The organism is Pseudoalteromonas sp. APC 3694 (assembly GCF_030407565.1).
GTDB classification, from domain to species: Bacteria; Pseudomonadota; Gammaproteobacteria; order Enterobacterales; family Alteromonadaceae; genus Pseudoalteromonas; species Pseudoalteromonas tetraodonis.
On the sequence record NZ_JASDDE010000049.1, the window covers coordinates 14,902 to 28,134 of the forward strand.

At 39.6% G+C, this 13,233-nt stretch carries 12 protein-coding genes and 1 pseudogene; 5 read left to right on the forward strand and 8 right to left on the reverse strand.

All coding sequences use genetic code 11. From position 1 onward, the window contains the following. Nucleotides 1-4: 4 nt before the first annotated feature. The 4 genes from QMA00_RS14635 to QMA00_RS14650 all read right to left on the reverse strand — a co-directional run bounded on the left by QMA00_RS14635 (nt 5) and on the right by QMA00_RS14650 (nt 4,156). A complete protein-coding gene (locus QMA00_RS14635) occupies nt 5-1,249 on the reverse strand; it encodes a lipoprotein-releasing ABC transporter permease subunit (RefSeq protein ID WP_076921073.1) in 1,245 nt (414 codons plus the stop codon). Then, a complete protein-coding gene (gene lolD, locus QMA00_RS14640; protein WP_008110493.1) occupies nt 1,239-1,937 on the reverse strand; it encodes a lipoprotein-releasing ABC transporter ATP-binding protein LolD in 699 nt (232 codons plus the stop codon). The genes QMA00_RS14635 and lolD overlap by 11 nt, the downstream gene beginning before the upstream one ends. After that, on the reverse strand, nt 1,930-3,147 hold the full coding sequence (locus QMA00_RS14645) for a lipoprotein-releasing ABC transporter permease subunit (RefSeq protein ID WP_290157800.1): 1,218 nt from the start codon (nt 3,145-3,147) through the stop codon (nt 1,930-1,932). Before QMA00_RS14645 ends, lolD begins: the two co-directional genes overlap by 8 nt. Before the next feature lie 136 nt (nt 3,148-3,283). After that, the gene (locus QMA00_RS14650; protein ID WP_029609976.1) at nt 3,284-4,156 is read right to left on the reverse strand and encodes a LysR family transcriptional regulator; all 873 of its coding nucleotides are present in this window, start codon (nt 4,154-4,156) and stop codon (nt 3,284-3,286) included. A 130-nt stretch (nt 4,157-4,286) separates the two neighbouring features. Between QMA00_RS14650 and QMA00_RS14655 the strand changes: the two genes are divergently transcribed. Both QMA00_RS14655 and fghA read left to right on the forward strand, forming a co-directional pair. Continuing rightward, nucleotides 4,287-5,408 (forward strand): S-(hydroxymethyl)glutathione dehydrogenase/class III alcohol dehydrogenase, encoded by a 1,122-nt coding sequence (locus tag QMA00_RS14655; protein ID WP_013464850.1) that lies wholly within the window; start codon nt 4,287-4,289, stop codon nt 5,406-5,408. A 66-nt stretch (nt 5,409-5,474) separates the two neighbouring features. Next, nucleotides 5,475-6,317, forward strand: coding sequence for an S-formylglutathione hydrolase (gene fghA, locus QMA00_RS14660; protein WP_076921069.1), 843 nt, complete (start codon nt 5,475-5,477; stop codon nt 6,315-6,317). A gap of 309 nt (nt 6,318-6,626) precedes the next feature. Here fghA and QMA00_RS14665 read toward each other — a convergent pair whose 3' ends face one another. After that, on the reverse strand, nt 6,627-6,869 hold the full coding sequence (locus QMA00_RS14665) for a hypothetical protein (protein WP_249928723.1): 243 nt from the start codon (nt 6,867-6,869) through the stop codon (nt 6,627-6,629). Between the two features lie 271 nt (nt 6,870-7,140). On the opposite strand from QMA00_RS14665, the gene QMA00_RS14670 reads away from it, so the two are divergent. Together QMA00_RS14670 and QMA00_RS14675 are read left to right on the forward strand one after the other, a co-directional pair. Further along, nucleotides 7,141-7,557 carry an MgtC/SapB family protein gene (locus QMA00_RS14670; RefSeq protein ID WP_076921067.1) on the forward strand — a complete coding sequence of 139 codons (417 nt, stop codon included), beginning with the start codon at nt 7,141-7,143 and terminating at the stop codon, nt 7,555-7,557. A gap of 127 nt (nt 7,558-7,684) precedes the next feature. Next, entirely contained in the window at nt 7,685-8,869 is a 1,185-nt protein-coding gene (locus tag QMA00_RS14675; protein ID WP_076921065.1) for a heparan-alpha-glucosaminide N-acetyltransferase domain-containing protein, read from the forward strand. Nucleotides 8,870-8,938: 69 nt separating this feature from the next. Here the strand turns inward: QMA00_RS14675 and QMA00_RS14680 are convergent, their stop codons facing one another. After that, entirely contained in the window at nt 8,939-10,846 is a 1,908-nt protein-coding gene (locus QMA00_RS14680) for a beta-ketoacyl synthase (protein WP_076921063.1), read from the reverse strand. 127 nt (nt 10,847-10,973) lie between these two features. Here QMA00_RS14680 and QMA00_RS14685 point away from each other — a divergent pair, with 127 nt between their 5' ends. Then, complete coding sequence (locus tag QMA00_RS14685) at nt 10,974-11,984, forward strand: helix-turn-helix domain-containing protein (protein ID WP_008110511.1); 1,011 nt, start codon at nt 10,974-10,976, stop codon at nt 11,982-11,984. Here QMA00_RS14685 and QMA00_RS18970 read toward each other — a convergent pair. Further along, entirely contained in the window at nt 11,973-12,524 is a 552-nt protein-coding gene (locus QMA00_RS18970; protein WP_076921404.1) for a GGDEF domain-containing protein, read from the reverse strand. The two genes, QMA00_RS14685 and QMA00_RS18970, sit on opposite strands and share 12 nt — an antisense overlap. Next, a pseudogene (locus QMA00_RS18975) lies at nt 12,516-12,971 on the reverse strand (GGDEF domain-containing protein); the annotation flags it as partial. The gene QMA00_RS18970 and the pseudogene QMA00_RS18975, both read right to left, overlap by 9 nt. Between the last annotated feature and the right edge of the window lie 262 nt (nt 12,972-13,233).

The following is a 13,233-nucleotide window of genomic DNA, read 5'->3' on the forward strand; positions in this document are numbered from 1 at the left end:
GTGTTTAATTACCCAATACCTTTGCCGGATCTACGCGTGTTGCTTGCCATGCTGGATATAGCGTAGCAAATATCGCAAGCACAAAGGTGGCTATAACGGTCAACACAATATCTTGCCAAACTAATTTACTGGGCAAAAATTCGATAAAATACACACCTTCTAGCGGATTTTCACCCAGCAATAAACTCAGCCAAGTAAAGAGCTCACTAATATTGATTGCTAGAATGACTCCAATAATAGAGCCTAAAACTACGCCAACAAATGCTTGAGTTAAGCCTTGCATTACAAAAGTAGCCAATATAGTACTGTCTTTGGCACCCATGGTTTTTAAAATGGCAATATTGCCTTCTTTTTCACGCACTTCCATTACCAGTGAAGACACAATATTGAAACTCGCCACCGCGATAATTAAAAACACCACAATATAAACAATCGTGCGCACCATTTGAATATCTTGATACAAGCTACCTTGCGTTCTAAGCCAACTCGAAATATACACGTAATCGGTAATGGTTTGGCCAACACGAAGCGCTATTTGATGCGCCGAAAACACATCATCAACACGCAAGCGTAATCCTGTTACTTGGCTTTGATCGTAGCCTAAGGTTTGTTGTGCTTTGTTGAGGTGAATAAAAGCAGCGCTGCTGTCGATTGGTCCGCCCATTTCTATAATGCCCGCAAGCGTGAGGGTAACGCGTTTTGGGGCAAGTAATGATTGGCCTTTTTCACTAATTTGTGGGATTAACAAGGTCACATTATCACCTAATGCGATATTAAGTTGCTTAACAATTTGCTTGCCTAAAATAACATCATCAACTGTTAACTGGCTGACTAATTTACCTTGTGTAAATTGGTTAATGGCTGACACATCACCTTCCAACGAAGGCTCAACACCTCGAATCTCAACCGCTTTTAATTGGCTTTTAAATTGCGCCATACCGTTAACAGCAATAAATGGCGCTGCGCCTGTTACGTGTGGTTGCTGTTTTAACTGTTCGACTTTAGTGGGCCAATCGGCAATCGGCCTACTTGGGGCAACATATTCAACTTGCGGCACCACACTTAATAAACGATGAACCAATTGCTGCTCAAAACCATTAATCACCGATAACGCCACAATTAACACTGCAACACCAAGTAAAATACCGATAGTGGATGCTTTGGCTATAAAACTTACAAAGGCATTTTTTTCATCTTTATGGCCTGAGTATGCCCTAAAACGTTTACTAATAAAGGCACTAAGCAACATGGCTAGACTCTTTTATTGATAGTTTACCATCATCTAAGTAAGCTATTTTACCCAGCTTATCTGCCAGTTCTAAATCATGAGTCACTACCACAAAGCTGGTGTTTAAACTTTTATTTAACTCATTAATTAAATCGTAAATTTTAATCGCATTTTGCTTATCCAAATTACCCGTTGGCTCATCAGCAAGCACCAGCGCAGGCTCTGTCACTAAAGCGCGAGCAATGGCAACACGCTGACGCTCACCACCAGAAAGAGCCGAAGGCTTGTGGCTACTTCTGTGTGCAAGGCCTACTTTATCTAGCATGTTAAGTGCTTTTTTATTGGCTTCTTTTGCGCTCAACCCTTTAATGAGTAATGGCATGGCAACGTTTTCAACCGCACTAAATTCCATTAATAAGTGGTGAAACTGATAAATAAACCCTAAATTTTTATTTCTGAAAGCCGCTTGCTGCGAGCGAGATAACTTAGCAACGTCTTGGTTTTTTATTTTTGCACTACCCGCACTCGCAGTGTCTAAGGTGCCTAAAATATGTAACAAGGTGCTTTTACCTGAACCTGAGCTGCCTACAATTGCCAGCATTTCACCTTGAGTTAGGGCTAAATCAACCCCTTTTAATACCTCAACCTGATTTTGCCCGTCTTGGTACACTTTGCTTATTTTTTCACAACTAATTACTAAATCATTCATAACGTAATACCTCTGCTGGGTTTACTTTAGCGGCCTGGCGCGCTGGATATAAAGTCGCTAAAAAGCTCATTGCTAAGCTTAAAACGGCAATAACACTTAAACTAACCACATCAAATTTGACGGGGAGTGAAATTCCCGATAGTAAATTTAAACCAATCAAAGCCAGCAGTTCATTTATATATAAGCTTAATAAAATACCTAAAGAGGCGCCCACGGCCGTTCCAATTACCCCATTATAAAGTCCTTGCACCATAAATACGGTTTGCACTTGGCTTGGTGTGAGCCCTAATGTTTGCAAGATTGCTACTTCGCTTTGTTTTTCACTGACCATCATGGTCAGTGCCGATACAATATTAAATACCGCCACCAGCACAATTAAGCCAAGGAGCATAGACATAATACGTTTTTCCATCGCAACGGCGGCAAATAAAGTGCCTTGACTGCTCCGCCAGTCGGTGAGTTTAAAGTCATTGAGTATGTGTTGGCTGTCTTGCATAAACTGGTCAAGTGCAAACGGCTCATGCAGTGACACGCTTAAATTAGGTACCGTATTGTTGCTAAGTTTTAAAACCCGTTGGAGTGATACGCCACTGGTAAATGCTAGTCCCATGTCTATTTCAGAGCCAGTTTCATAAATAGCAGCAATTTTAAATAAACGTTGACTTGGCATGCGCCCAAGTGGGGTGTACGTAGATGCGTTAGGCATAATTACTCGTAACTTATCGCCTAAGCCAACGCCAAGTTTGCGGCTTAAATAACGACTTATTGCAATGTTATAATTATTGTTTAGTACGCTTTGCCAATTGCCTTGGACTATTTTGACGGTGATTTTATACAGCGAGCCGTTATTGTCGTAAAGCCCTTGTAATAACACCCCGTGAAGATCTTTATTGGTTTGCAATATGGCTTCACCGTGGCGGTACAAACTAACATGATCAACATACGGTGATTGCTCAAGCGCAGGTTTTAGCGAATTCATTTGCGCTTTGGAGTGATCTTTAGCTTGTATTTCAACGTGTGGAATAAGCCCCAACATATTAGATTTTAAACTACTCTCAAAGCCGTTCATTACACTACTGACCGTAAAAAGCGCCATTAAACCAATCGCTATACCTGCAATAGAAAAAAACGAAATGAACGAAATAAACGCATTGCCTTTAGAGGAGCGGCTATATCTGAGTCCGATAAATAGGCTAACAGGTTGAAACATATTAATTAAAACATTAATGCCAAAAGTGTGGCGTTATAGTAGCACGAACTCAGCGCAATTGAATATCACCATAAATGTAAGAAATAATTTATAAATCTGATACTTGGCTATATTTTAAACAAGCCAGTAAATCCTGCTAAACTTTCAGCCCTGTTACTAAGTAATCAAGTAATACCCGCACATTAGTAGCCACAAATTGCCGTGGCGGATATAGACCCCACACGCCCTCTTGTTGTGGTTGGTATGCAGTTAATATAGGTACTAACTGACCGGATTTGATTTCATTTTCAATATAGTAATCAGGCAACTGAACAATACCTAAACCCTTTATAGCGCCGTCAACGAGTGCCCAGCCGCTATTACAATGCAATCGCCCTGCTACCTTAATATGTTTATCACGATTATTTTCATTTACTCGCCAATAACTACTATTGCCAATTAAACATTGATGATTATTAAGCTCCCCCAAAGTGTGAGGCTCACCAAAACGCGCTAAATATGCAGGTGAAGCACACATAATAAATCGTCGCGAGCTCAAGCGCCGCGCTTTTAAGCTTGAATCTTTTAAATGGCCTAGTCGAATGGCTAAATCAAAGCCCCCCTCTAATAAGTTTTCTTGCTCGTTAGAGAGCGTTGCGATTACTTCTACCTCAGGGTGATCATGCATAAATGAATGCACAATGGGCATAATAAAACTTTCACCATACATAACCGGTGCTGTTAATTTAATTTTACCTTTAGGTGAGGTTTGTACCGATGCTAAGCCTTGAGTGGCCTCGTCCATTGCGTGCTGTAAATGTTTAACTTGGTGTAAAAACTGCTCGCCTTCTTTGGTTAACACAACCTTTCGAGTGGTACGTGTTAATAATTGCGTATTTAACCGTTGTTCTAGCTTTGTAACATGGCGGCTAATATGAGCAACCGATAAACCTAACGTCTGTGCAGCTTGGGTAAAACTCCCCTCTTCGCCAACAGCAATAAACTCATCAATACCTTCCCAACGCATAATTATTACCATACTGTAAAAGTGTTTTATTAAATTGAAGATTATCATTATCTGAGAAACAAATACAATAACCTCATCACCCAAACAGTATGGGTCTACAATTCATATTCAAACCACTACAAAGGATATACACATGTCTGAATTTATAAAATCAAAAGCAGCGATTGCCTGGGGCCCTAATCAGCCTTTAAGCGTTGAAGAAGTTGATGTGATGATGCCTAAAAAAGGCGAAGTAATGGTCAAAATCACTGCCACTGGTGTGTGCCATACAGACGCTTTTACTTTATCAGGTGAAGATCCTGAAGGTATTTTCCCCGCTATTTTAGGTCATGAAGGCGCTGGGGTGGTTTACGCTGTGGGCGAAGGCGTTTCAAGTGTAGAAGTTGGCGATCACGTTATTCCTTTATACACCGCAGAATGTGGTGAATGTAAAATGTGTACTTCAGGTAAAACAAACTTGTGTTCAGCAGTACGCGAAACACAAGGTAAAGGCTTAATGCCAGATGGTACCACTCGCTTTTTCAAAGATGGCGAGCCTATTTACCACTATATGGGTACATCTACATTTTCTGAATACACAGTATTGCCAGAAATCTCATTGGCTAAAGTAAACAAAGAAGCGTCGTTAGAAGAAATTTGTTTATTAGGCTGTGGTGTTACTACCGGTATGGGCGCTGTAACAAATACGGCTAAAGTAAAAGCGGGCGATACGGTGGCTATTTTTGGTTTAGGCGGTATTGGTTTATCTGCCATTATTGGCGCTAAAATGGCTGGTGCAAGCCGTATTATTGGTATTGATATTAATACCTCTAAATTTGACTTGGCGACCAAACTAGGTGCTACCGACTTAATTAATCCAAAAGACTTTGACAAGCCAATTCAAGAAGTCATTGTTGAAATGACCGATGGCGGTGTTGATTACTCATTTGAATGTATTGGTAATGTTGATGTGATGCGCTCTGCGCTTGAGTGTTGTCATAAGGGTTGGGGAGAGTCTGTGATTATTGGTGTAGCCGGTGCTGGCCAAGAAATTTCAACTCGTCCGTTCCAACTTGTTACTGGCCGTGTATGGCGTGGTAGCGCATTTGGTGGTGTTAAAGGCCGCTCACAACTTCCTGAAATTGTAGAGCGTTACATGGCGGGTGAATTTGCGCTAAACGACTTTATCACTCATACCATGAGCCTAGAAGAAATTAACGATGCCTTTGATTTAATGCATGAAGGTAAAAGTATTCGTACTGTAATTCATTACTAATACGCTCATTTCACTTAATTACCATCACAAGCCGTTGCTATTAAGTAACGGCTTTTAAGGATTGTTATGTTAGAAAATATTTCAACAGCGAAAGTGGCTGGCGGATGGCATAAGCAATACAGTCATAGCGCTTCTAGCACTCGTTGCACTATGCGTTTTGCAGTTTTTTTACCGCCAGGCGCCAGTGAAACCAATAAGGTGCCGGTACTGTACTGGTTATCAGGTTTAACCTGTACCGATGAAAACTTTATGCAAAAAGCAGGCGCATTTAAAAAAGCAGCGGAGCTGGGTATCGCCATTGTAGCGCCAGATACGAGCCCACGTGGTGATAACGTGCCAAACGAAGACAGCTATGATTTTGCACAAGGTGCTGGGTTTTACCTTAATGCCACAAAAGCGCCCTACAACACCCATTTTAATATGTATGATTACGTTGTTAATGAGTTACCGGCACTAATTGAGCAACACTTTCCTGTTACAGATAAAAAAGCAATTAGTGGTCATTCAATGGGCGGGCACGGCGCATTGATGATTGCACTTAAAAACCCACAATCGTACACCAGCGCTTCGGCATTTAGTCCTATTGTTAATCCTATGGCGTGTCCGTGGGGTGTAAAAGCATTTACAGGCTACTTAGGCGACGACAAAACAACGTGGGCACACTACGATACTTGCGAATTAATGCAACAAGCCGAGCAAGCTAACTATTTACCTATGCTGGTAAGCCAAGGTGATGCTGATAACTTTTTAGAAGAGCAGCTTAAGCCGCAAAATTTGGTCGATATCGCTAATACAAAAGCGTATCCGCTGCAGCTCGAAATGCACGCTGGCTACGATCATAGTTACTTTTTTATTAGTAGCTTTATAGACCAACACTTATTATTTCATCATCAGTTTTTATCGGCTTAGATTCATTACTGTGTAGAGTAGAGTTATCTACTTCTACACATTCTTTAAAGACTTTAGGGTCTGTTGACCTTTGCGGATTAAAATTTGTTCAAACTAGGGGCGGTTTAATCGCGGCGCGAGGTTTGTAACCTAGTGGGCTAAGTAAAAACCGAGTAACAAAGAGTAAATCGCCCCTAGGCAGAACCCTTCGGGCAGCGCCTGATTAGCATTTATTCTGCGTTATCGCCTATTTATGGGGAATAACCACACCACATAGGCTCTGCCTTGCCTAAATACCAAACAGACTGCTGTAAATTTAACCTTGAAAGGTCAACAGACCCTAGTAACCTGCCTACATTTTTTAATCACACCGTCATCTCCTTTTATAAATTCAATTATGGCTTTATCAGTTTCGTAACCAAGTTTGCTAAAACTAAAACCATCTTTATCCTTTACATAGCTATTAGTGCTATTGATGTTTAAATTGGATCTCGCCGTTTCATCCAAAAATATACCCATTACTGTGCAACCACTTAATACATTTAAAAAGATAATAATTAATAAAATGCGCATGTAAACTCTCGTTGCAAATAAGCCAAATTATATACGACTTAAAAAAGGAGTGTTGTAGAAATATGTAAGCCCCACAATTTTACATAATAGAGTTTGCTTGTGTGGTACGCAGCTGAAATTCATTGCTGGGTAAAAACGCACTTTATTGTGTAAATATTGCTAACGCCACTCATCCCCCTCGATAAAGCAAAGGTAACACAATGATTTTATTTAAATTAATACCTTGGTTCAATTTTTGCTACTTATTTAAAATTTATCCGTGGAAATAGCAATGGAAATTGATCTACAGTGGAGAGACATTATTGATAACTTGATTCATCTTGGCATGGCGTATTTACTTGCCCTGCCAATGGCATATGATAGAGAGCATAGCCATAATGGTGCAGGTCTAAGAACGTTTCCTTTAGTTGCCGTCGCATCATGTGGTTATGCACTGATTGCTATGTCAGTTTTGGAGGGGGCAGAGGCGCAATCTAAAATGTTACAAGGTATTATTACAGGTATTGGTTTTATTGGTGGTGGCGCTATTTTAAAAAATAACCAGTCTACATCTGGAACAGCAACAGCTGCGAGTATTTGGAATATGGGTTTAATTGGTATCGCTATTGCGTACAGCCGCTATGAAATAGCTATTTTGTTGGCAGTAATAAACTTCATAACGCTTAGGTATGTTAAAAGATTTAAATAATGAAAATTATAATTAATTGCTTAGCGCTGATGCGATCACCCTGTTAAATTCAATCTTCAAACTCGCCTTTTGATATAATATAACATATAATCAAATTCTTTTTTTTCATTCTTGTTAATTGTATTTTATGTCATTATCTTTATCGCAAAGTCGCTTGCATCATATTGATCTATTACGCGGCATTATCATCATATTTATGGTGATAGATCACGGCATGTATTATTGTCTAAATTATTCAGTAACTGATCCCATGACCATACCCGGTACAGATGCGCTTACTTTTTTCACACGCTTTATATCGCATTTTTGTGCGCCATTATTTGTATTTTTAGCAGGCCTCTCCGCCGCTATTACAGAGCATAAATACGCGTGTACTCGTCAGTTTGCTAACGCTTTAATAGTTCGAGGCTTAGTGCTTATTTTATTTGAGTTTACAATTGTGTCATGGTCATGGAGTTTTAACCCTCTTTTCCCGATGTTATATGCTCAAGTAATTTGGGCGATTGGCTGGGGCTTTGTGGTGCTTGGCTTGCTTCGCTTAATAGGTATATACCCTGTATTTATAGCTGGGTTAATACTGGTATTTGGTCATAACTTATTAGATGGTATTACCTTTGAAAGTAACACCATCGCGCATACACTGTGGTCTATCGTTCATCAAAAAAATGTATTAGCACTGCCGTTTGGTTTTTCTATTAGAACGACCTACCCCGTTGCGCCTATTGTTGGACTCATGTGTTTGGCTTATTATGCAGGTGTATATTATAAATCTCAGCATTATAGTAAAAAAGTGATGAATTACGCGTTTATTTTGGGTATGAGCTGCCTAGCACTTTATTCAATACTACGCGGCTTTAATTTATACGGTGATATGTCACAGTTTTCTACACATACAGTTCCACTGCTGACTATTATGTCGTTTTTAAATCCGACTAAATATCCGTTGTCGTTACAATTTATGTTACTTACTGTAGGGCTTGGTTTAATTGCGCTAAAACTATTGAGCCACTTAAAGGCTAGTTTTTCGCAAAATTTTCTGCAAGTCCTAGGTAAAACCAGCATGTTTTCTTACCTCACTCACTTGTATTTGCTGCATGCTATCAGTTGGCTTTTAATACCTGCTCTTGGATTTAACTTTAGTGATATGACCTATGGTGAAACCCTTGTTGGCTTACCATCAGGGTATGGTATGAGTTATATTGCAACCATGGCGATGATAGCTGTAGTGGTTGTGCTTACCGCCTTACTCGCTAAGCGCTACTTAAACTGGAAATATCGTAATAAAAACAGCCTGATTGCTAAATATATTTAGTTATTACGCTGTTGTTTTTAGTCATTAAAAAAGGCGCTTAAAAAGCGCCTTGCTAACAAGTATGTGTGCTTAGAACATATCTTGATAGGAATTTGTTGTATTGAATATAATTGCTTTTTCAAAGCCTGGCAGCTGAATGCTGTGCTCATCAATAACAATGTCATTTTCATCAATCAGCCCATCACCAAAACGATAAACTAACGCGTATTGACCTAAATCTGCTTGTTGTTGATAGTGCTGTTGTGCTTCTTTTACCGCTGCATGTTTGCTGGTATAGAGCCCCATCATTTCATCGCCATGACGCTTAGTAAGCATCTGCATCGTTACTTTTGCTGAAAGCACTGTGGCTGTTGCATTATTACCACCAAACCCTTTAGAATTTATAAATGCAATATCCATATCACCACAATCATAGTGACTGTTACGAATATCTAAATGATCTGCATAAACATCATCAGCCACTTTATCTATAGTGGTAATACCCGGCATAATATTATGACTAAATACACCTAAGGCAATGGCAAGCTGATCGCCACTGGCAGGTGCTATAGTATGGCCAACATACGCTTTAGGGGCGGTTACTTTCCAATTATCTATTGCAAATGTTTGCGCTACTTTATGATAAATTAACGACTCAGTTACGCGGTTTTGTGGTGTGCTTGAACCATGGGCTAAAATAAAGCTACGTTGCTGTAATGCCTCTTTACCTAGTAAGCTACTGGCAAGTGCAGCCGATTTTGCCATGGTAATGTAGTTACCAGGCCCAGGTGAAGTAATTGATTTTTTTACTCCATCGGCGTTAACAAATACATCAGGCACACAGCCCATAATGTCTGCACCTAGTTCAAGTGCCAGCGCATCATCCATTAATATAGCCACTTGTGCGCCTTCACCTAAAGTAAAGCCACAGTTTTCGCCAAATGGGCGGCTGCTTCTACGATAATCAGGTTCATCGTCATTACTTAAATCATCTAAGCGGCGCAAACCTTCAATATTAGCCAGCGCACTCATATTGCCAAAGCCTTCAACCACTTCAGGAGTAATCGCACATTCAACACTTGCCACAATTGCAACACGTGTGCGCCCCGCTTGTATATCATTTACTGCTGCGCGCAAGTTATATAAAAAAGTAGCACACGCACCCGATGTAGAAAAAGTAGTCCCTACATTGCCCGTAACATAGGCATTGATAAAATCGGTCGACATTGTATTTAAACCCAGTGCTAGCTGCTTAGTGCTGACACGATCACCCTGCTGGCGCGCTTTGACTAACCCACCTAAGCCTTTATCGTCCATTTGGCCAATAACCGATGCTGAATAGGTACCAATTTTATCAGGCTCAACACTATTCATAATGTATTGCCAATCAAGTCCGGTTGATTTTATTGCATCGGTGGCAGCAAAAATAGTGGCTTGTAAACCACGAGGTTGGTAGCGGCTATTGTACATAATTGACGGATCAAACCCTGTGGGTAGTTGCCCAGCAGATTTAATTGGGTTATCACGAGTAGAATCATGTTTAATATCAAATTGAGCAGCAATAGTTACTTTCACTTTTTTATTTTCAAGTTCTTCTACGTGCCAACTTTCAGGAACTGGCGAAGGTAAATCACGACGGCGTGTTTCAAACACAATCGCGTTTTCATCCGATGCGGTTAACGTCATTTTTTGCTGCCATGGCGTGGCATCTACATCAAAATGTTGTTTTTCAATTTTACGAATTAATGTACCTGCAATAATTTGCTCACCAAAACGTGCTTCTATGTCGCTTTGCTCAACATGATTACCTTGGCTGTCTTCAAGTTGGCCGTTTACTGTAGTCACTAAGTTCATTAATGTGGCAAGGCCTAAAAACGTTTCTTGGCGAGCTTGCGCCGCTAAGCTATCTAACACGATACGACGATAACCTTGATGAAAAGAAGTACGGCCAGCGGCATTAATGCCTCCCATGCCTACAATAACGGGTAATGCAGTCATAATTTACCTTTAAAATGCGTGTTATAAGAATATGACATTAGTTTAATTGGATTACGCACACATCCTTGTGCTTTAATAGCCAAATATTAAGCATAAAAGGCCAAAAACAACTGGTCGGAGCATTTAAATGAGCAATAATCCAACAAATCCACCATTAAATATAGCCATTGCTGTTTACTCGCACCTACTGGTAACTAGTTTAACCCTGCCAATTGAAATGCTCCGAGCAGGTGAAGCGTTCGCCAAAGGGCACACTAGTAAGCAACACTTTAGAGCGCTGAATATTCATTTAATTGCTAAAAATATGGCTCCTATTGCAACCAGAACAGGTTTAGCCATCGTGCCTGATTGCAGCAGTGATAACGCCCCCTATTGCGATTTAATCATTGTTCCGGGTATTTGGCGTAATCCACGCCCGGTTGTTAAAACGAATCAACCAATAGTTAATTGGCTCAATGAGAGTTTTACCATGGGAAGCCATATTATTGGTGTTGGTACCGGTAATTGTTTGCTCGCAGAAGCCGGTTTACTTGATGGTCACCCTGCAACCACTCACTGGCATTATGCCAAGCAATTTTCTCAAGATTATCCAAACGTTAGCTTAAAACCTGATTTTTTTATTACCCAATCAGAGCGCATGTATACGGTAGCCAGTTTAAATGCCTTAGCTGACGTTATTGTTCATATTATTAGCCAATACTATGGTAAAGAAGCGGCGCAGCATGTTGAGCGGAACTTTTCACATGAAATACGTAAACCCTACGAAGATCAACGCTATTTAGAAGGCGCCGTTAACCGACATGCTGATGAACTTATTGCACAAATACAATTTTGGTTAAAAACTAATTTATCTAGTGAGTTAGATTTACAAGAAGTCGCGGCACAATTTAGCTTAAGCTACCGCACGTTTACACGCAGGTTTCGACTTGCTACAAATCAAAGCCCTATAGAGTACTGGCAGCAGCTACGTGTTGAAGGTGCAAAAGAATTACTGGCCTCATCGAACTTATCAATTCAGGAAGTCGCGTTAGAAGTTGGTTATAACGATCAAGGGCATTTAACCCGTGTGTTTAAAAAGGTATTGAGCCAAACCCCGAGCGAATACAGAAAAGTAGTCAGACGAAAGTTATTTGGTTAATGTTTCTTTGCCCTTGTTTGATATTTTAGTCAGGCCGTTGACAACGCAGTTTCGACCGTTGTTTTTAGCTAAATATAAATAATTATCGGCTAATCTTAAAATTTCACTCAGGTGATTATGCTCATGTGCATCAATACCGACCAAGCCAATACTAATAGTGATATTTAACGTGCTCTGCATATAAGTAAATTGATGATTTTGTATGTCAGTTCTTAGCTTATCCATTGTGATTATAGCGACCTCTATGTCGTCATTTACCACCAATGTAAATTCTTCACCGCCAAAACGATAAACATGTTCATCGCCTAAATGTTTTTTAAATAACTGTGTTAATTGTACCAGCACTGCATCACCGGCATCGTACCCATATTTATCGTTTACTTTTTTAAAAAAATCCAGATCAGCTAAGGCAAAACAATAGGGGTTAGAAAAGTCGATATGGTTATGAAAATGGCTTTTAAAAGCACGCCGGTCATAAGCCTGCGTTAAGCTGTCGCGTAATGCTAAATTAATAATTTCCTCTTGATTAGAGGCTCTCATCGATTCAAAAACATGTGAAACACCCCACACAATAATATACGTCAGCGAAAGATTAATGATGAGCTTAAAATTTATTTCAACTAACCGTTTGTCGATCACATAAAACAGTAGTAACAACGTAATCAAAAAGCTAAAGCTGCTTATAAAGCCATGCTTTTTTCCAAACAATAAGTAAACCAATACAGGAAGAGTACACACCCAATGCGATATGCCAGTCTCTAAGTTAATTGCGGTGATAGCAAGCAACACAACTGCAAAGTAAGTATAAATAACAGCATAGCGATGCCATAATTTAGAGCGATTTGTTCTCGTTTGGTGATACGTATAAATACAAAAAAAAGCTAATGCAAGTTCAATAAAGCCCAAAACATAATTTTTACTCATAAACACATTAACGTAAGCCACAACTAAAGCAACTAATGTAATTATTAAGCTTATATTTTTGAATACGGTTAATCTGACTTATTCTGTTTTATCAAATGAATGCTGATGCATTAATATCCCTCTAAATTATTACCTCCCATAAACTTCAAGCATATCAGCCTAGGATTAAAAAATAGATTATAACTACAACTTATATTTAAGCCTACTTACTATAACAGCTAATATTAGCCTAAATTTAAATATGCGTGAACAAAGATTGATAGGCCTTGATTAGGGGCTGTTGATCTTTGTAGTACATATATCAATCAGCCCACATTGGTAGCCA